Origin of the sequence: Citrobacter sp. XT1-2-2 (assembly GCF_023516235.1) — a bacterium.
Taxonomy (GTDB): domain Bacteria; phylum Pseudomonadota; class Gammaproteobacteria; order Enterobacterales; family Enterobacteriaceae; genus Citrobacter; species Citrobacter werkmanii.
This window is the reverse complement of the sequence record NZ_CP097324.1, coordinates 3,898,696-3,916,876: the sequence shown is the minus strand read 5'-3', so window position 1 is coordinate 3,916,876 and position 18,181 is coordinate 3,898,696. Positions and strand designations below refer to the sequence as shown.

Genomic DNA, 18,181 nt, shown 5'->3' with positions numbered 1-18,181 from the left:
ATAATTCTGAAATGCGGCTTATTTTGAGTAAATATATCTTGGGAAAGTTCCTGGAAGACTATTTGTGTAAGAAAATTCTTAGTCTTTTGTAATTTCTGCGTTTCAGGGTTTGTTGAGATGTTACTTAATTCAAATGATAATTTTTTTGCGCGGCAATTCTGGCTCGCAATTAATGGAACCGCTGGAGTGACTTAATAATAAGACTCGGTGGTGAGTTTGTTCTTAGGAGAAGATAAAAATGAAAAAACTATTATTAGTAACCTCTCTGGCTTCTGTATTTGTTGCGGCAAATGCAATGGCAGATGTTACTGCTTCTGCAACTGCCTCGTGGGATGCGACGGCAACAAAAGATACCACCAGCATGTTGGTTGTCACCCCGCTAAACTCTTTGACTTTCCAGTATGCTGAAGGACTGAATGCCTTCAACTCTCAGGACGGTGCTTTTGATGTGACTATTCAGGGCCAGGAGACGGCAACTGATTTTGAGCTGACTGCGCAGATCATTAGCAACACTCTGACCAACGCCAGTGGTGATGCATCTACCCTGAACGTAGGAGTGGCATGGAATGGCACCGCGCTGACTAAGTCTTCAGATACTGTCCTGGTCAACTCCAGCTCGACTTCTGGTCTTGAAAGCCTGATGGCTGATGGCGCTTATAACGGTGCTGCTCGTGTCAGCGATCAATCCAACTTCAAATTTACCATCACGTCAGCGACTTCTGATGGTACCCAGGCAGTAACGGATTACTCTGCCCTGCCAGACGGCTATTGGACTGGTGATGTAAAAGTACAGTTCAATGCAACCTGGACGACTACCTAAGTAATAAAAAATTCGGGAGAATTTTATCTCCCGAATTTATCAGGAATGGTGTCATGAAAAAATATTTACCGACAGCGATGTTGGTAGGGTTAGTAGTATCTTTTCCCGGATGGGCAATTAATGTTGGTGAAATTACATCGATAATGACTTCTGCTGAGAGTTCATTATCGAAAGAAATTACCAATACGACTGATGCGGCGCGTTATGTCAGTGTTTCGGTAAAACAATTGTCATCACCTTTAGCTGGCGGAGTCGAAATAAAGCCTGTTAATTCCGGAGAGTTACTTTCTACACCTGCCAACCTTATTCTTCCTGGTCAGGCGAAGGATGTATTTCGCTTTTTCTATAAAGGACCAGCAGATGATGTTGAGCGTTATTATCGTCTGCAATGGATTGATGAACCGGTTACCGAGAGCGCGGAAACCCGGGCCAATAAAATGGCGGTTGCAACAGCGTCGGCTGAAATTGGAACTATTTTGGTGGTTGCGCCGAGAAAGGAGCGTTTTGAATATAACCGAAATGGCGATGTTATTACCAATACTGGCAATGTTTCGTTTCGAGTGATCGCCTATGGCACGTGTAAAGAGAAGGCCCGCGATCGAGGACGAGGCTGTCGCGAACGTTATTACATTATGCCAGGTACGAAAATAAAATTACAGTTTACCGATATTAATAATAGCCGTTCACGGATCGGTATCTGGCACGGTAAGCAGTTTATTACAGTGAAGTGATGGTCGATTGCAGCCATCTGTACGGGATAAATAAAATACCGGAATGTAAGGATGCATATGACAACAAAAAACATTGTCGGCGGTAGCTTTTGCCTTTTTCTTGCGTTGACACCAGGATTTTCACATGCAGCCCCAGTAAAAGTGGGTAATTACGTTATTCCCAGCGCTTTCGCCCGTTCACTGGAGCAGGGAATGACGGTACCGGTATATATTCGCTACAACGAGACTGACGAGAAAAGTCAGCAAAAAATTGCCGATGCGGTAATTTCGCTTGTTGATGGTAATATTACCGTTAAATCCCTGACGCTTACTGAATTACCTAATAATGCCGTGTTATCTGGAAAAACCCGCGCATTGGTGGAAAAAATTCGTGATGTGAAGTTTCACGATAATACCAATATCGAGCTATCGGCTAATGCACGCCTGCAGCTTAACGTCTCTTCATTTCATCTGGAGATGATTGTTAGTAAAGATGCGCTAACTGAAGCGATTGTCGCACGCAGCAGTCTGCTTGGGCCTTCCAGTGTGGAGACGCTCTCCAATGTCCTGAATTATAACTTTGGTACCTACTACAACGATTATCACAACGGCAGCAGTACTCGCAGCTATCTGACGGTAGACAATACAACATCGCTGCGTGAGCACCATATCAACATTAACGGTTCGTTTTACGGTATAGGCGACAGCAATGGCACCAGCAAACTCTATCGGGCGATGTATGAGCGCGATTATAACGGGTATCGACTGGCGCTTGGGATGCTTGACACCTGGAATGTCCAGTCTATTGCCAGCCTGAATGCGCTGAACGGCGGTAAAATTTACGGTGTGAGCTATGGAAATAAAGGAAGTACGGTTGTTGAAAATACCGCGCTTTCGCTCACGCCGATTACCGTATTTTTGCCAGCCGCTGGCGAGGTTCATGTCTTTCGTGACGGGCGATTGCTCAGCGTGCAGAACTTTAATATGGGCAGCTATGAAATTGATACCAGTCGTTTCCCGTATGGAGTTTATGACGTCACGGTAGATATCGTGGTCAATGGCCGGACAATTAATAGTCGTATCAGCAGGGTAAATAAAATCTTTGCCCGCCAACAAGCAGCCGGAATTGATCAGCTCTCGTGGCAATTTTTTGGCGGCTCACTGGATTATGATCGTGTGAGCTATAAGCGAAATCATTATCAGGATTTGGGCAGCGAGCAGACATGGATTGCTGGCGGGGCCGCATCGGTAACGCTGGCGGTATTGTCGGGACTGGGCCTGAAATCCACGCTCTACGGTTTTGACAACAATGCGGTTAATGAAACGGATGTCACGCTCAATGTGAATGAATACGTAAGCATTGGCACTCAGACGCTGGTGGCGAACGATTCGTCATGGCGAAACATCAGTAACATTAATCTCAATGTGCCTGAGGGGTATGGCTCTCTCTGGGCATCTCGTGAAGACAGTAAAATTGGCGATCGTTTGCCCGTGCAGGAACGTGACAATTATTCCATTGGCGGCACGCTGAATATCGGAAAGTTTATTCCTCATGGCGGTTCGCTCACCGTTAGCCAGACGGAGAATCGCTATTCAGGCAATAAATACCGTAACCTGGACTACAGCACGACCCTTTATTCAGGCAGATATGCCTCGGTTGGACTGCGTGCAGGGATCCAGCGTTATTACTACAACAACCGAAATGACGATGGGCGACAGGAACGTTATGTCAGCCTGGATTTATCGTTGCCGTTGGCTTCCTGGTTGAGCATGGGGGTCTCCCGGGATCGCTATGGCAGCACCCAGGGGAATATCAGCGCGCGTAAGCAGTATACTGAAGGCCCCATTAAATCAGTCGGCCTGGCGGCGTCAACCCGTCTGAGTGGTGAACAATATTACGACAACAACTATTCGATAAACGGCAATTTGAGTTATGACACGAAATATAACGCCGGTACTGTATCGGTAACGCGTTCCGCGGATAACTCCACCAATATGAACTTCTCTTCTCAAGGCTCTCTGGCGTGGGCTGGGAAAGACTTCGGTCTGAGTAAAGAGAGGCAACGGTCAGGTGTCATCGTGAAAACAGATTTGACCGGTGAGGGTAAACTGGCGGCGAAGATTAACAATCGTAATTATCTTCTCAGCGGTAAATCAAATTTCATTGCACTGCCGCCCTATGCCCAGTACAAGCTGGAAATCCTCAATGATAAAAACTCTGAGGACAGCTTCGATATTGTTTCAGGACGCAAGCAGGAACTGACGCTATATCCGGGTAACGTTGGTGTTATTAACCCTGAAGTGAAAAGCATGGTCACCGTGTTTGGGCGTATTCGTTACCCTGATGGGCAGTTAGCTGCAAATACCGATATTCATAACCACATCGGGAAAACACGTACCGATGAAAAGGGTGAGTTTGCTATCGATATTGATAAAAAATATCCGGTCATCACGCTAATTTCAGCCAATGGCAGCGTTTGTGAAGCCGATCTCGATCTGGAAAAAGCACGCGGCGCGGCGTGGGTGGGTGAGGTGAAATGCGCAACGCAAACCACTATGGCACAGAGGTAATAAAATGAAAGTATTAAATAAGTTGGCTATTTTAATCTGTGCTGTGGGAAGCTTTACGCCTTTGCCTGTTTTAGCTTTGAAAGCCTCCTCGTCCGGCTCAGTCAGCAATAATTATTTGTTTATTGAAAATGCTATCGATGGTGAATATTTTATTACCCCATCGGCACTTGATCCGCGCTTCAGCGGGTCAAATACGTGGATAAAATACGGTACCTCGCAGGTCAGTCTCGGATATTTAGGTTTTGTGGGCTGGACTGCACCCGGAAATTATTATCAGGATATGTGGATTGATAATTCCCCGATTAATGGGCCTTTCCGGGGAATACGTTGTTATAGTGGAACCCAGTGTCCATCGACCGGGTTTATTGCCGGGCAAGGAACTGACAATAACGGGTTTTATCATGCACAGGTGGGCTCTGTCGCAGGCGTTGTTGGCGGAGCCTACGGATTCGCCTCTCTGACGGATACTGCCTATGAGTATTTTCGCAATGTGTCTACCGGTAGCAGCGAAACCTACGTATTCAACCGCTGTTATACGTCTGTAAATTATGATTATTCTTCCGGACAGCGTTGCAAAGACCAGTCGACCGGATCATGGAATTACGTTAATTATACGTTGACCAAACGCGGGCATCTGTCGCTTGAATCCACTAATGCGTTTCAGGAACTTTGGGTTGCCAGCGACGGAACGCCGAGCATCACCAAAGACTCTGGTTATTGTGAGCTTGGCGTGGTGGGCGGCACAGACGGTGTGATTTGCAAGATGGTGAGTTATAACCTGCAACAAACGGCTAATCTGACCCCCTCTCTGACGTTTCGCGCTTATGTTGACACGGCGATGCTTGGTTTTACGCCCGGAGCGGCCACCGTGAGATACTCCGGGAATGGCTCAAACTGGTATAACTATGGTTCTTCAACAGCGTATTACAACGTTTTCACCACGTCCGGGGAGTATATTTATATTTTTCTGTCGAAAGTATTTCTGAAAAATCTCGTCGATTCAGGGATCAGTATTACTAACAGTCAGCCGTTTACTTTCGGTTTTTATAATGGCTTAACACCAGAGTCAGGGCACTACCAGTTTACCCCTTCGTTACAGCTCAATATTGTGCCGAAGGAGTATGGAATCAGTATTGTCTCTTCGGACAACACAGCTTCTGCGAGCGGCAGTGGCACGATTGGCGATGCCGCTCCTATAGAAATGGATTACACCGTAACCGTCTCAGGCCCTCGTCAGGCCGATAGCATTACCGCCCAGGTTATCGGGGATAGTACAACGATCAATAGTGTGCCTTATTGCCTGTTTACCTCTACGCAAGGCGGGCTATCCGTCCCAATCCCCGCCTTTCTGCAGTACAACAGCCAGTCGGGGGGCGTAGTGCAGAAACGAAATAGCTGCAGTGAAGCACCAATCAGCATGAGCGATGCGCAGTGGCAACAGACGCCCTGGGATGCAAATAACAATGACGATGGAAGCTATTATACGACTGATTTGAAGTTGCTTTTCCCCATGAATGATTCACGTTCGCTGTTAACCGTTTCCGGAGCAGACTGGGAAGGTGTCGTCAGCGCCAGCGGAGAGATAAAAGTGACGGCGAATTGGGTGGGCGTCACGCCATGAATCGCTACCATTTCGCACTTAGATGGGCATTTGTCTTTTTTTGTGGGCTGACTGCATGCTCTGCACAGGCTGTCTACCTGGAGTCGACCATCTATGAGATGCCATCGGATAAATCATTTATCAGTAAGCGAATCTATAACGATAGCCACAAACAGAATTTGTACAGTATTAGCGCCGTAAAAATTGATAAGCCGGGGCCGGGAGGTGAAAACAGAAGCGCCATTGCTGAAGGCGAACTTCTGTTTACACCGCTGAATTTCTCACTGGCACCGCAGGCGAGTGAGTTTTTTAAGATTTTCTACCGTGGACCGCAGGATGATAAGGAGCGTTATTATAGAATTCTGTTTCGTGAAATGCCGATCACGCTGTTTACCGAGCGTAATCAAGGAAAAGGGGGACAGGCTCTCCCGGTGATCGCTATGGACACCATACTGGTTGTTCGTCCGAGAAAAATAAATCTGACCTACACCATTGATGAGGCTAACGGAACGCTGAAAAACACCGGGAATACTTTTTTTAAAATCATCGTACACCAGGGGTGCAACTCAACCGATGATGAAGCCACCATGCGTTATGTGTTGCCGGGGGAAACCTGGCGTAGTAGCCAACTAAAAACACAAAACAGAAAATTTATAGTTGCCTTGCAGAAATACCTACCCGTGGGGCAGGGGTGCTTCAAACTCAATCGTGAGTAAGTATTGAATCTGATCGGATATGTCATGATGAGATATTGAATCTATACTGTATGTATCTTTATAAAATACAGTCATAAGCTCAGAGTAGATGAAATTTTGGCCATCCGAACTCAATATTACGGTATTTAAGAGTCAGGTTGTATGAAAAGTATAATTAATGATCAGGTTGAGTACGATTCCACCAGGAAAAGCCTGAAACATGGCGATACTACAATAATTCTTTCGCCGTCTACAGCGAGACTACTTGATTTACTCATTACTCATAAAAATCAACAGCTCCACCGCGAATTTATCATTGAGGAAGTATGGGAAAAGCATGGCATGGTGCCATCCGGCCATAGTCTTAATAAAAGTATAAGTGTCTTACGAAAAGCATTTAGCGAGTTGGGGGCGGAGAACCCCATTGAAACATTGCCCAGACAGGGATTTTTGTTCCATGCTGCGGTCCGTGACGCATCGACATCCTCCAGTGAGGATCAAGACAGGCGCTTGGTACCTAAAACGGAAATGGCAGTTCCATCAAGAAAAGCGAAATACGTAAAAATTTTTGTTCTCATTTTATTAATCGCTTTAATCGCAAGCACTTTTTTTATCGTGAAGACTTTTAATACAGGTACCAGGAATTTTATCTACATCAGGACAGTAGGTGATTGTGAACTTTATACTGCAGATGACAATAATGCTGATAAAACGAAAGCATTCTTATCCTCTGATATGTGGCGAAAAGTAAATTCGGTTTGTCATAGCGGTAAGAAAACAATAGTTTTCTATGATGATAATAATTTATCAGCAAGCAATTCTCTTAAAGAGAACTTTCTTGGAGTTTGTTCGCTAGATAAACGAGGTGCTGCGCATGAATGCGAAAACTATATTTATTAGTGGGGTGATCCTCCTTGCAGCGATAACAGTATATTTTTACCTTCATCTGCAACCTGAGACGCTGACTTGTTCTGCCAAAAATTATCTGCATCTGGAAGCTCAAACTCAGGGGGTGAAAATTGAAGGTGAAGTCCTTCTTGTCTTCCGGATATCTTCCGCCACCGAAGGGCGAGTATCTCAGGTAGGAAGTCTCGTCATTCAGGGCAAACATTATGCCGTAGATCGTAATGTCGTCCTGAAATTTATTGGTAAAGATCACGATGGATACCGACAGACTCGCCGCGTGGCTATTGTTAAAAATAAAAATGATAATGTCCCTGATGAAATTACTGAGCTGCTTATGTCACGGCAGGATATTTTCTATTATAAGGTTGTCCGTATCGCCGGAAATGTTTATGGGATAAGAGATTTGCGACGTACGCTTATGGTTTGTCGGGCTGCTTAACAAAGTTGATATATTGTATTACAAATTTTTTTAGTTACATATGTTGTTGTTTTGCTTTTTTATGGTTTTATGTTTCGTCTTGTTGTGAAAGTGAGTAAATTTATTTGTTCTGATTAGAAAATGGGAATTTTCCTTTTTCAATATTTTAAATGGCCTTACTATTTGACGGGGATATTCATATGGACAGTTGTAATCATAAATTCCTAACCTGTGTAATATGACTTATGGAAAAAGTTAACTCACGCACCGCCTTATAATTATTGGAGGTCGAAGGTGTTGTATATGCTCTCGTGCATAAAACGAGGGACCTGCTATGCCATAAATTAAAGTTGGTGATAATTATGAATGTGAAAAAGGCTTTTCTTCTCAGTTATGACATTTTCCTTTTCTCAGGGTTAAAAGCGTCTTTGCCAAATTTAGTACTGGTTGATGCGCGCACATATATTTCTGGAGCGCAACCCGTCATACCACAATATCCATCCTGTGTGTTGGTTATTGATAATCGACTGCCATTATTCCTGGTCAGGAAGTGGCTCCAGAGAAATAGTGCCCAGTTCATCAATATGAGCTGTATTGTTCTTCGGATGAGTGAAAACCAGGCTGTTAATCGGGGGTATGAAGAGTTTGTTTTTATTAATGGATGGGAATTATCAGAGAAGGTGATCTCTCAGTTAAAAGATTATTTATTGGCACCTGGTGAGATAACCGAAATCAACAGAGGTTCACCACTATTTACTTTTTATTTAACCGAGTTTGAGGAAGAAATGTTGTATGCTTCTTTCACTAAAGAAAGATTGCATGATTTTTGTATTGCCAACTCGCTGACAATTAAGTCAGTATATCGATATCGGGAAAAAATTACCACTCGGCTCGGATTTTCTCATTTCAATGAAACAATCATTTTTTTAACCAGGAATAATTTCTTGCGTGAAGACAGTTCACCGCTAAGAAATACAGCGGAGAATATGATTTACGATGAGGTGTATGATGTTTCAGATACTAGTCGACTGAGCATGGCAATAAGGAATGAAGAAATAATTCCTTATTTTCAACCCATAGTAAATACCAGTGGTGATGTTTGCGGCGTTGAGGTTTTGGCTCGTTGGCCACAGGGGCATAACTACGCTATTTCTCAGCGTGAGTTTATTCCATTGGCAGAAAAAAGTGGGTTGATTAATGAGTTGACCAGCTATTTAATGACCATCGTTGCGCGTGATTTCGTCGGCGGAGGTTTAGGGATCAACAACACTTTATTTGTCTCATTTAATGTCAGCCCATCAGGTTTAAGTAACCCTGTCTTTTATTGGGAATGCCTTAACTTTATGGAAATGACGCAAAAATTACCCATAAAACTGATGATAGAAATAACTGAAAATCAGACGCTTACAATCACTCCAGCAATCAAAGAGCTTATTCGTTCATTACGAAACAGAGGCGTTCTGTTTGCTTTAGATGATTTTGGGACCGGTTACGCTAACCTCTGTTATCTCAATGAGTTAGACCTGGATGTAATCAAGATTGATAAAACATTCATTAAGGCTATTAAAGAGGTTGAGCAACATATTCCTATGCTTGAGTCAATTATTCATCTTTCCGGGCTTTTAGGGCTACGCGTAGTGGCGGAGGGCGTTGAACATGACTTTCAACAGCAATGGCTGGAAAAACAGAGAGTTGATTACCTGCAAGGCTATCAATTTTTACCGCCAGTGACATTTAGTGATTTTATCCGGTATTACGAGCACTCTGTTAGTTTGTATGAACCTGTATCTGGTTCAACTTTCTCAACCTAGATCTCAAGAAGGTTTGCTGTTCTGAGCGATGCATCGTTTGTTTGTTTATCCTAAAAGGGTTATTCATAACTGTATTAATGTTCAATACAAAAGTTTTGAGGTTAGCCCTTCACCATGCGTACATTTCTGACAAAAGTAAGAGTATGGTTTCCGCCACCGCTCATCTTAGTATTATTTCTTGTCATGGATGCGTTGACGGCGACCCCGCGTTTTACGTTCGGCGCTGTGAATATCGTCGTAAGCCTATTGCTGGCCTGTGTTAGTCTGGCGGTAGCACTGCATACTGTGTGGCAGATGAGGATGAAACGCACGACGCTGAACCCGCTTCATACGGAAAGAACGACCACGCTTGTTACCGAAGGTTGTTACGCCTGGAGCCGCAACCCTATTTACCTTGGAATGAGCGGACTCCAGTTGGCCTTCGCTTTCTACGTCGGCAGCCTCGCCGGGATACTGGCTGTACCATTATTTATGCTGGTGATAGCCAGATTGCATATCGATTTTGAAGAAGAACAGCTGCGAAACCATTTCGGGCCGGAATGGGAACGCTATGAGCAACGGGTTCGTCGTTGGTTATAGAAATGTCTGATGTAATAACGCGCAATCGCGAACACGGAAAGCGCTGAGCGCGTTCCGCCGTAGCGGGTGATGGCACGATTCGTGCGTAATTGAATCCGGGTGATGCAAAAATAGGCGTTTGATTCACAAGGCCATTGACGCATCGCCCGGTTAGTTTTAACCTTCTACCCCGTGTTCACATTCGTGGACATGTCCTTTTCAGGGCCGATATAGCTCAGTTGGTAGAGCAGCGCATTCGTAATGCGAAGGTCGGAGGTTCGACTCCTCTTATCGGCACCAGTAATCACGCGGCTTCACGCGATATTCACAAAGTCTGCAAACGTGTCTTGTGCCGTATTTGTGTCATTTCCTGTCGGAAATGAATCAATTTGCATCGCATGCTGCGTCAGCCGATCGGGGGCCAGATGAGCATAATGCTTAACCATTTCAATGCTCTTCCATCCTTCTATTTCCTGAGGCGCTGATAGCGGAACTGGGCAAGCCAGCTTGTCCATGTGTGCCGCAAATCGTGGAAGCGGAAGTTTTCAATTCCTGCTCTACTTAACGTCGCCCTCCACGCTGTGTTCGCGTCGTTCCTCATTTTCCTGACCTCTTTAATCCCACTTCCATAGGGACGACTGAGGATTTAGTTTGAACAACTATGGGAAATACATTGAAAGTGTGTTCGAGAAAAATAGTCGTTTAGCCGCAAGTTAACTAAAAGGAGTTGAGCTGGGTATACGTTTTCTGCATGGAGAAATCAGTGTGCTGAAAATAATAGCATCCTCGGGGACGGGACTGAATCTGAAAAAGCTTCCAGATTTACGGCATCAAATTGCGCATCGATCGATGCTGATATACAAGGGAACGTAAACAATCAGGCTGCGTGTTTTCCTAATAGTAGTGATGAAAATGGTTAATAAATAGTTTTTTCAGATTTGGTAAATTCCCCAGTTTTTTACATAAAGAATAATGATAATTATAGACGTTCTTTAATGAACAATTCAGAATAAAAGCCATTGTTCTGATAGACTTTCCTGCTATCTGCTTACGTAATACAAGAATTTCATTTTCTGTTACGGCGGTAACACCATTGAGCACAATGTTTTCCCCATCCAGAATACGATCTAAATTGTGTAAGAAAGTTGTTATCCCTTCGCTTGTTACGGGAAGTAACGCTATGTCAGGATACCTGGCATACCAATATTGGGCTATTGGTTTCATGAAACTATCGATGACCAGCACGATACGCATCCTCGTTTTTTTTAAGCTTACCATCCAGTCTTCATCAATAAAATACGCAATATTATCTCTACTGAAGTCAACAAACAGAACACCTTCGGGCATTTTTGTATTTCTGTTTATAAGGTGATAAATAGAATCAATGAATAAGGGATTTGTCTCGGGCCAGACGGCAGTTTGTCTCGTGATATCGGGCTCACTCTCGAACAGATTTACATCATCGACAGGGCAACGAGAACAACCGTCAGCGTTAAACATCTTCCTCGGTACTGATGATGACACTATGAAACCTCTTTTAATCACTTCGCGATAGGGTTAATAAAGAACGCTTGAATAAACAGGTAACGTAGCTTCAGCTTCGCTACCTGCGTTAGAATCAGAGCTTTGTTAAAATCATGGGCACCGATAAACTGTACCGCTCAATGTCACATTGGTTTGCTGGCTTGAGCCTGAGCCACGATAGGTACTTCCGGTTTGTCCCGCCCTTTGCGTTAAAAGTACCACGACGTTCCCCCCCATTCTCCAGGCTTTATTTTTTAGATCGTTACGGGCCCCCGTTTCCAGGTTGCTGTTTGATGTCCATCCACCCGTGAAAAAATTTCCCTGGCTACCGGTGACATCACCTAAATAGGTGCATGAGGCATTCGGTTCGTTATGTGTTACACGCACACCCTCAGCGCCGTGCTGTAGTGAATTAGCACTGCAAGCTGTTAGCATAAGAGAAGTTAAAAAAACTAATTTTTTTTTCATGTTAGCTCCTTAATAAATTTAGCTAAAAATAATTCAATATGCTGCTAAAACTATCGGGTGTTGAGGCACATTGTACTGGTAATAAATTGTCCTACCCCGGAATTTTAAAGGAGTATGGCTCATAAAAATAATTCATACAGATATTTAAGTAAATTATAACGTTTCTTTCTATAAATATAAGGCTCTATTTTCTGTATAGGAGTTCCTTGCCATAAACTGAGGCTTCTTTAATTATTAAAAACGATACCCTACGCTTACGCCAAATGTGTTTGTATCAACGAAAAGTAACTTAGCTGTCTCCCACGATAGATCCAGGGAAAGATTAGCGAATGGATTTAAAATAAGACCTGCTCCATAGGCAAAAGCATCTTCTGAAGAAGACTGATTATCATGGTTCTTGGTCTTCATCCCAGCCATGCCTACATTTCCATATAAACTAACATAATCATTAATTCGGTAGGTCGGCCCTATCATAAACGAACTATAACTAGTTGTGTTATCTCCATCTTTATGCAATTTCCCTGCATCCCAACTGTAATTTTGTACGTCATGACGAGTTGCAGTGAGAGAGGTCAAAATACCCCATTCAGAATTAAACTCATAACGGTATTTTAGATTGAGCCCGTGAAGATCTTTACTTGCAGATTTGTTTAACGCACTAAGATGCGTTTGGGCATAGCCAAGCGAGAGGGTGTGATTTTCCATTGCTAAGGCTAATGAGGGAAAAATGAATAATGCTGCCATAATCCATGACGAAAAAATACGCTGCATCTAAAGCTCCTTGTTGTTGATGAAAATATCAATGCTTATATAAGCAATGACCGTAGAAGGATGATTGCGGCAGCAATATAACCAGAAAAGTCGAGTAAAGTTATGAAAATGGTCTTACATAAATTTTACCGACAATTTCAGAAAAAAAGTAAGATGTGGTAACTTATTGATATGAATAGATTTATAATCAGTTTTGTTTGTTCATTGCGCAGTGCATACGTTATATATTTGTCGATTTATGGAGTACAAGTAGGTGTTTTCACCGACCCTGGTGACTCGAATTTCATTGGCGGCATCAGGATGTAAGAGTCGAAAGTGTGCTAAAAAATCACCAGCTGTGTCAGTAGAAAATACTTTTACCGAATCAACATCAAATGTATAAATGCCTGGCCCAGGCATTTGTAGATTCTTCATATATACATCGCGATACAACACTTTTTTTATCTGCTCTTTCGTGATGATGTCATATTGCAGAGTAATACGTTTGTTTTTGAAATCGAGGACGATATTGCCGTCAGCAAGAAAATTGCCAGGCAGTACTGACGTTACCGTTTTGGTGGTACATAAAAATGAATCGGCAACTAACAAGGGATTGCGCTGCTGGCGTGCCTGTAAAATCAGCAGCACAAAAGCTGCTGCGAAAATAAGCAGCGTAATGCTCCTTAATACCGTTCTTTGATAGTAATGCATTTGGGCTCCGAAACATTAAGTTGATTCAAACACTGAACAAAAATATTGGTATTAGGAACGCGAATATAATAAATAAAATTGCCGTTTTGTTTATACACTTGCTGACTCAGTTCGGAAAAAGCCCCCACAGCGTCCTCGAGAGAACGATTATCTTCAGTAACACCATAAAAGGTATATCCGTTATAGGTACCCAACTCAGAAAAGTAGTCTGGATGGCGTTTGCTATATAGATAAATCACCACCAGCAGGAACATCATTGCGCAGATTAAAAATAACCACTCTTTCCAGTTCGAAACTGGCTGCGAGGATTTCTTTGGCTCAGACAAGGATTCTGCAACTGGCGCAACAATATCACTGGCTCTATTTTGCGTTGTGTGTATTGATTCATCAGGCAGTGGTTCGATTGTTATCGAGAGCGTCACGCCAACCTTAGGGCGCGTTAATATTGCAGAAGCAGGAAGGCCGATTTTTTCGAACGAACCGCGTAATTGATTGATTAATTTGTAATAGCTGGCACTGGAAACCACCACACCTTTTCGTCCCCACACCCAGGCAATTAGATCATCTTTTTTGAAGAGCCCCTGATGAAAAGCAAGGAGCAAATTGCATTCGGATTCAGATATTTTTAAGCTTTCGCGATCGCATGATAAGGTCATCCGCTCACAATCAAGAATGACTTTCTTATCAATTAGGTACTTCTTTTTACTCATAGGGCCTTCTGCTAAGAATGAGTCGTTCTGGTTAAACCATTATGTTACCTCAGTGACTACCGATCTATTGAACGGTTTTTACTTTTAATCCTTTCATTTTGCTCATTGGCATGCGTATCAAGCCAGGTCGTAAAATCAGACGAACTCATTGGCTTTGCATAAAGATAGCCCTGCATAAAACCTACATTATGATCGAGGATATAGCATAGCTGATGTTCTGAACTGACGCCTTCCGCAACGATATTAAGCCCCAGCTTTTGACTCAGCATAATAATGGTATCCAGGATGGGCACGTCGCTGCCGCTGGTATCAATCGTATCGACAAAAGAACGATCGATTTTCAGATAATCAACCGGAAGCTGTTGGAGATAAGATAGCGAGCAGTAGCCGGTACCAAAATCGTCAATCGCTATCAGTACCCCTTTTTCACGCAACTGCATGAGCTTATCTGACACTAAAGCCGGTTGGATAATTAGGCTGCGTTCGGTGAGTTCCAGCATGAGGCGCAGTTTCCCTAAGCTTGTGAGTAGCGACTCAACATCGGCAATAAAACTCTCATGCATCAAATGTTCAGGTGAAATATTTACGCTAATATAAAAATCTTCGGCAACCTGCCACCGTGCGACATCCTGTGCGATGAGTTCAAATAAGTGACGCGAAAGCGGAACGATCATGCCTTCGTTTTCTGCTGCGGTGATGAAGATGTCGGGCGTAATTGAACGTCCATCCGGAAGGGGCCAGCGCATTAATGCCTCCACGCCGCCACAATTACCGCGGCTGACGTTAAATACAGGTTGATAATGCACGGTGAACTGCCCATGTTTCATACCGCGGGTGATTTCTCGGGCCATGGATAGCCGTTTCTGGGCCCATTGCCGGTAAAGAAAAAGGGTCATAAATGAGAAGCAAAGCGAGAGAGGGATGAAGATAAGGAGAGATTTCATCCACAGAGTCGTCAATGTCGTGAGAGATGCGGCAACGGCAAGCGAAATCTTTCCGTCGGCGGTGGCGAAATGCTGGGTCATCACTATGCTGTCACGCTGCGCTGGTTGGCTGATAATCGTATCACCCTCGCCAAACCGCAGGCTGAACAAGGCGGCTCTTTCCTCTGCGAGGACATCCATCAATTCCTGAATATATCGAGAATCGACGATGACAAACGCCGCTTTATCCGTCGTCACCTGCTCCGTATAAACCACAGCGGGCCTGCCAGGTCCTCCGGCCATCAAGCCGAATGAGCGGACCCATCTGTCAGGTAACGGCGTCGGAAGCGTTTTACCTGGCGGCAGAGGAAAAGGGTGCGCCTGCTCCCGGGTAACAAAGGAACAGAGCAGATTGCCGTTTTCCACCAGACCAATATCGCGGATATAAGGGGTAAAGGCACGGGTACGATTAAGCTCCGACAGCATTTCAGTACAGGGCTTGTCCGCTAATTTTACGGTCTTCTCGGTGACCCGCCATGAGGCGGTTGACACATCGTTACTAAAACGTAATAAGGTATTCGCACTTAGTGCGACATCCTGTTTAAACTGCAGCACGCAGACCAGCAATGCTAATACAATCATAATGACCAGTGGTACAAGCACTGCATAAATCACAAAAGATAGCTTTAGTTTCACTGGGCGTTGCCTCTCACACACCAATGGAAGTGTGGTTTTGTATCCATGGCCGCAACACTCATTATGCTTTAGCGCTGCCACTCGTTGTGCAGAAATTATAGATCTGCCGGTTCAGGGAAAAAAGATAGGCTCTCTGACCGATTTTGTTTATCGTCAGCTCATTCACTGTTGCCGGTTGCAGGATTCGCAGCCAGGAAAACATATCGCCTGTCGTATCAGAATTAAATCTGTGCACGGCTTTAACCCGAAAGGTGTAGGTTTTCATGCCGGTGCGGTTAAGTGGGGTGATTGCGACATCCTGAAAGAATAAGTGCTGCTCCCGCTGTTGATCCTGCACGGCATAATGAATGGCAATTCGGTTCGACTTAAGGTCCAGCACCAGAGTTCCGTTCAGCATGAGCTCTCTCGGTTTTATATAAATATTTGATTTGGCAGTGCAAATAAGATTACGCACTTCTTCCGTATCGTGCCTGGCTCCTTGATATATCTGCGTTACCAGGATGATAAATCCACAGAGCAGACCGCTCAGGATGATTAGTAACGTTCTTTGATGGTAATGCATTTAGGTACCGCCGTTTCGACAGGATTCAGACATTGCAAAAAAAGATTCATGTTCGGCTCCCGAAGGTAATAAAGATAATGACCGTTCTGGCTACATAGCGGCAATGTCAGGGTTTTATAAGCCGAAGCCACCTCCTTAAATGTTACTTTATCGTTAGCCATCTTAAAGAAGATGTACCCATCCTCATCGCCAAGCATCCTGAAGCTGCTGTTGTATTTATTTTGCGCTGGCGCATGCTGAAAAAGCATCGCAATCCCCGTTAACAGCAGCAGTATAATGGTCAGGATGAGAAGGCGTATTTTCGCTGCAATCTTTTTAACGTCCGTAATGTGAACCTGTTGACTATCTTTTTCACGCCCGGCATCTCCGACGTTTTCGCATGCTGGTGTAGGATCTTTTTCGATTGGATCTAACGCCAATGATAACGTTACGCCAATTCGTGGCCGTGTAACAATATCTGCTGCATTCAGGCCAACAAGATCAAATTTATTTCGCATCAGGTTAATGAGCTTGTAATAACTTGATTCGGAAACACAACCCGCACGGTTCTTCCAGACAAAATTAATAATATCTTCTTTTTTATATATCCCGCGATAAAACGCCAGGAGTAAATTTGTCTCCGATTCTGAAATTTTAATGATTTTATCACCGTTGGTTAATGTCATTCTGGCGCTATCAAATATCACCTTTTTATCTATTAGTAACGATTTCTCATCCATGTCAAACCCGATCTTTTATACATTTCTCTGTCGCTTTGTATATTAACATGGAGCAGAGGGATTTCATCCCGCTTTGCATCTTCAGTTTTTTGCTATGACATTTATGTTGGTGGTTAATTTCATTTTAAATCATGTGGTTATTTGTGCTTTATGAATTTTTCTTACCTGGTTTTGAATTTATGAATTTCAGTGCGTCAGGTGAGTAAGAAAAATGTAAGGGTTATTCAGCATGCAAGGAAGCTCTTTTCTGAAAATGATTTCTAAGATTAGCCCTAAAACATGATAGCGCCGTTGGGGTATAACGTCAGTCGCTATGCGTCTTGTGACAGAGGGCGCGCAATAAAAATCGCCCAGCGAGATGATATTTTTGTTTTTCCTCAACCAAAGGATGTTTGCTTTATCTGTGTTATTCACAGAGCGAGTAGCGTTAGTTGAAAGTAAATAGTAATCAAGGAATAAACGACCATGTTCAAGAAAACTAATCTGGCTTTACTCACAGCCTCACTTTTTATTTCTACCAGTACGTTTGCGATGTCCAATAATACCATTACCTTTCGCGGTGAAGTTTCCGATGAAACCTGTTCTGTAGCGATTAACGGTAATCAGGCAAAACCAGTAGTTATTCTGCCGACGGTGAGTGCAAAAGAACTGGCGAAAGGCGGAAATACCGCAGGTCAGGTGACATTTGATATTGGTCTCACTGGCTGTACGAGTAATGCCGATATACCGACCAAAATCTCTACCGTCTTTGTCGGTAACCAGGTGACCAGCAACGGTAATCTTGGAAATACCGGGGACGCCGCCAATGTTGAAGTCCAAATTCTCGATACGGCTGAGAAAGTTATCAACCTGACCAACGGCTTCAAAGGTGAAGGCGATCTGCAGTTGAAGCCGGGAGAGACAGAAGCCAGCGCCACCTATACTGCGCAGTATTACGCCACCGGCGCGGCATCGGCTGGTACGGTCGAAGCCACTCTCCAGTACGCCGTTTCCTACCTGTAAAAACGCTTCCAGGTCCGGTGCTTGTCG

18 protein-coding genes, 1 tRNA gene and 1 pseudogene are annotated in these 18,181 nt (G+C 43.9%); 11 read left to right on the top strand and 9 right to left on the bottom strand.

The genetic code is table 11. The annotated features are described in order from the left end of the window. The first annotated feature begins 238 nt into the window (after nt 1-238). From M4I31_RS18655 to M4I31_RS18610, 10 genes are all read left to right on the top strand, one after another. Nucleotides 239-820, top strand: coding sequence for a common pilus major fimbrillin subunit EcpA (locus M4I31_RS18655; RefSeq protein ID WP_038637704.1), 582 nt, complete (start codon nt 239-241; stop codon nt 818-820). Between the two features lie 53 nt (nt 821-873). Then, nucleotides 874-1,551 carry a hypothetical protein gene (locus tag M4I31_RS18650; RefSeq protein ID WP_038637707.1) on the top strand — a complete coding sequence of 226 codons (678 nt, stop codon included), beginning with the start codon at nt 874-876 and terminating at the stop codon, nt 1,549-1,551. Between the two features lie 57 nt (nt 1,552-1,608). Continuing rightward, the gene (locus M4I31_RS18645; protein ID WP_085047774.1) at nt 1,609-4,101 is read left to right on the top strand and encodes a CS1-pili formation C-terminal domain-containing protein; all 2,493 of its coding nucleotides are present in this window, start codon (nt 1,609-1,611) and stop codon (nt 4,099-4,101) included. A gap of 4 nt (nt 4,102-4,105) precedes the next feature. Further along, nucleotides 4,106-5,722 carry a fimbrial protein gene (locus tag M4I31_RS18640; RefSeq protein WP_085047717.1) on the top strand — a complete coding sequence of 539 codons (1,617 nt, stop codon included), beginning with the start codon at nt 4,106-4,108 and terminating at the stop codon, nt 5,720-5,722. Beyond that, on the top strand, nt 5,719-6,417 hold the full coding sequence (locus M4I31_RS18635; protein WP_038637713.1) for a fimbria/pilus periplasmic chaperone: 699 nt from the start codon (nt 5,719-5,721) through the stop codon (nt 6,415-6,417). The genes M4I31_RS18640 and M4I31_RS18635 overlap by 4 nt, the downstream gene beginning before the upstream one ends. A 141-nt stretch (nt 6,418-6,558) precedes the next feature. Next, entirely contained in the window at nt 6,559-7,296 is a 738-nt protein-coding gene (locus M4I31_RS18630) for a winged helix-turn-helix domain-containing protein (RefSeq protein WP_085047716.1), read from the top strand. After that, nucleotides 7,271-7,741 carry a hypothetical protein gene (locus M4I31_RS18625; RefSeq protein ID WP_038637718.1) on the top strand — a complete coding sequence of 157 codons (471 nt, stop codon included), beginning with the start codon at nt 7,271-7,273 and terminating at the stop codon, nt 7,739-7,741. Before M4I31_RS18630 ends, M4I31_RS18625 begins: the two co-directional genes overlap by 26 nt. Before the next feature lie 341 nt (nt 7,742-8,082). Continuing rightward, entirely contained in the window at nt 8,083-9,531 is a 1,449-nt protein-coding gene (locus M4I31_RS18620) for an EAL domain-containing protein (protein ID WP_085047773.1), read from the top strand. Nucleotides 9,532-9,645: 114 nt separating this feature from the next. Then, complete coding sequence (locus M4I31_RS18615) at nt 9,646-10,110, top strand: isoprenylcysteine carboxylmethyltransferase family protein (RefSeq protein ID WP_085047715.1); 465 nt, start codon at nt 9,646-9,648, stop codon at nt 10,108-10,110. 203 nt (nt 10,111-10,313) lie between these two features. After that, nucleotides 10,314-10,389 (top strand) — tRNA-Thr (locus tag M4I31_RS18610). Nucleotides 10,390-10,403: 14 nt separating this feature from the next. On the opposite strand, the pseudogene M4I31_RS18605 reads toward M4I31_RS18610, so the two are convergent. The 9 genes and pseudogenes from M4I31_RS18605 to M4I31_RS18565 form a co-directional block, all read right to left on the bottom strand. Further along, a pseudogene (locus M4I31_RS18605) lies at nt 10,404-10,702 on the bottom strand (tyrosine-type recombinase/integrase); the annotation flags it as partial. Between the two features lie 281 nt (nt 10,703-10,983). Then, complete coding sequence (locus tag M4I31_RS18600; RefSeq protein WP_139815548.1) at nt 10,984-11,613, bottom strand: hypothetical protein; 630 nt, start codon at nt 11,611-11,613, stop codon at nt 10,984-10,986. Nucleotides 11,614-11,724: 111 nt separating this feature from the next. Then, a complete protein-coding gene (locus M4I31_RS18595; protein WP_071888110.1) occupies nt 11,725-12,081 on the bottom strand; it encodes a DUF4156 domain-containing protein in 357 nt (118 codons plus the stop codon). Between the two features lie 234 nt (nt 12,082-12,315). Continuing rightward, the gene (locus M4I31_RS18590; RefSeq protein ID WP_085047714.1) at nt 12,316-12,852 is read right to left on the bottom strand and encodes an Ail/Lom family outer membrane beta-barrel protein; all 537 of its coding nucleotides are present in this window, start codon (nt 12,850-12,852) and stop codon (nt 12,316-12,318) included. Between the two features lie 201 nt (nt 12,853-13,053). Then, on the bottom strand, nt 13,054-13,542 hold the full coding sequence (locus tag M4I31_RS18585) for a hypothetical protein (protein WP_085047713.1): 489 nt from the start codon (nt 13,540-13,542) through the stop codon (nt 13,054-13,056). Beyond that, nucleotides 13,515-14,252 (bottom strand): response regulator, encoded by a 738-nt coding sequence (locus M4I31_RS18580; protein ID WP_085047712.1) that lies wholly within the window; start codon nt 14,250-14,252, stop codon nt 13,515-13,517. The genes M4I31_RS18585 and M4I31_RS18580 overlap by 28 nt, the downstream gene beginning before the upstream one ends. A 56-nt stretch (nt 14,253-14,308) precedes the next feature. After that, a complete protein-coding gene (locus tag M4I31_RS18575) occupies nt 14,309-15,871 on the bottom strand; it encodes an EAL domain-containing protein (protein ID WP_085047711.1) in 1,563 nt (520 codons plus the stop codon). Nucleotides 15,872-15,932: 61 nt separating this feature from the next. After that, nucleotides 15,933-16,268: a hypothetical protein gene (locus tag M4I31_RS18570; protein ID WP_233638875.1), complete on the bottom strand. Its 336-nt coding sequence runs from the start codon at nt 16,266-16,268 to the stop codon at nt 15,933-15,935. 137 nt (nt 16,269-16,405) lie between these two features. Next, nucleotides 16,406-17,152, bottom strand: coding sequence for a hypothetical protein (locus tag M4I31_RS18565; protein ID WP_085047709.1), 747 nt, complete (start codon nt 17,150-17,152; stop codon nt 16,406-16,408). Between the two features lie 465 nt (nt 17,153-17,617). On the opposite strand from M4I31_RS18565, the gene M4I31_RS18560 reads away from it, so the two are divergent. Then, complete coding sequence (locus M4I31_RS18560; RefSeq protein ID WP_085047708.1) at nt 17,618-18,154, top strand: fimbrial protein; 537 nt, start codon at nt 17,618-17,620, stop codon at nt 18,152-18,154. The last annotated feature ends 27 nt before the right edge of the window (nt 18,155-18,181 follow it).

Excerpts from the sequence above, each read along its gene's own strand:
- M4I31_RS18585 (WP_085047713.1), bottom strand. The coding sequence starts at position 13,542 with ATGCATTACTATCAAAGAACGGTATTAAGGAGCATTACGCTGCTTATT.
- M4I31_RS18625 (WP_038637718.1), top strand. The coding sequence starts at position 7,271 with ATGAATGCGAAAACTATATTTATTAGTGGGGTGATCCTCCTTGCAGCG.
- M4I31_RS18570 (WP_233638875.1), bottom strand. The coding sequence starts at position 16,268 with ATGCTGAACGGAACTCTGGTGCTGGACCTTAAGTCGAACCGAATTGCC.
- M4I31_RS18635 (WP_038637713.1), top strand. The coding sequence starts at position 5,719 with ATGAATCGCTACCATTTCGCACTTAGATGGGCATTTGTCTTTTTTTGT.
- M4I31_RS18580 (WP_085047712.1), bottom strand. The coding sequence starts at position 14,252 with ATGAGTAAAAAGAAGTACCTAATTGATAAGAAAGTCATTCTTGATTGT.
- M4I31_RS18630 (WP_085047716.1), top strand. The coding sequence starts at position 6,559 with ATGAAAAGTATAATTAATGATCAGGTTGAGTACGATTCCACCAGGAAA.
- M4I31_RS18640 (WP_085047717.1), top strand. The coding sequence starts at position 4,106 with ATGAAAGTATTAAATAAGTTGGCTATTTTAATCTGTGCTGTGGGAAGC.
- M4I31_RS18590 (WP_085047714.1), bottom strand. The coding sequence starts at position 12,852 with ATGCAGCGTATTTTTTCGTCATGGATTATGGCAGCATTATTCATTTTT.
- M4I31_RS18560 (WP_085047708.1), top strand. The coding sequence starts at position 17,618 with ATGTTCAAGAAAACTAATCTGGCTTTACTCACAGCCTCACTTTTTATT.
- M4I31_RS18620 (WP_085047773.1), top strand. The coding sequence starts at position 8,083 with ATGAATGTGAAAAAGGCTTTTCTTCTCAGTTATGACATTTTCCTTTTC.
- M4I31_RS18645 (WP_085047774.1), top strand. The coding sequence starts at position 1,609 with ATGACAACAAAAAACATTGTCGGCGGTAGCTTTTGCCTTTTTCTTGCG.
- M4I31_RS18650 (WP_038637707.1), top strand. The coding sequence starts at position 874 with ATGAAAAAATATTTACCGACAGCGATGTTGGTAGGGTTAGTAGTATCT.
- M4I31_RS18615 (WP_085047715.1), top strand. The coding sequence starts at position 9,646 with ATGCGTACATTTCTGACAAAAGTAAGAGTATGGTTTCCGCCACCGCTC.
- M4I31_RS18595 (WP_071888110.1), bottom strand. The coding sequence starts at position 12,081 with ATGAAAAAAAAATTAGTTTTTTTAACTTCTCTTATGCTAACAGCTTGC.
- M4I31_RS18655 (WP_038637704.1), top strand. The coding sequence starts at position 239 with ATGAAAAAACTATTATTAGTAACCTCTCTGGCTTCTGTATTTGTTGCG.
- M4I31_RS18565 (WP_085047709.1), bottom strand. The coding sequence starts at position 17,152 with ATGGATGAGAAATCGTTACTAATAGATAAAAAGGTGATATTTGATAGC.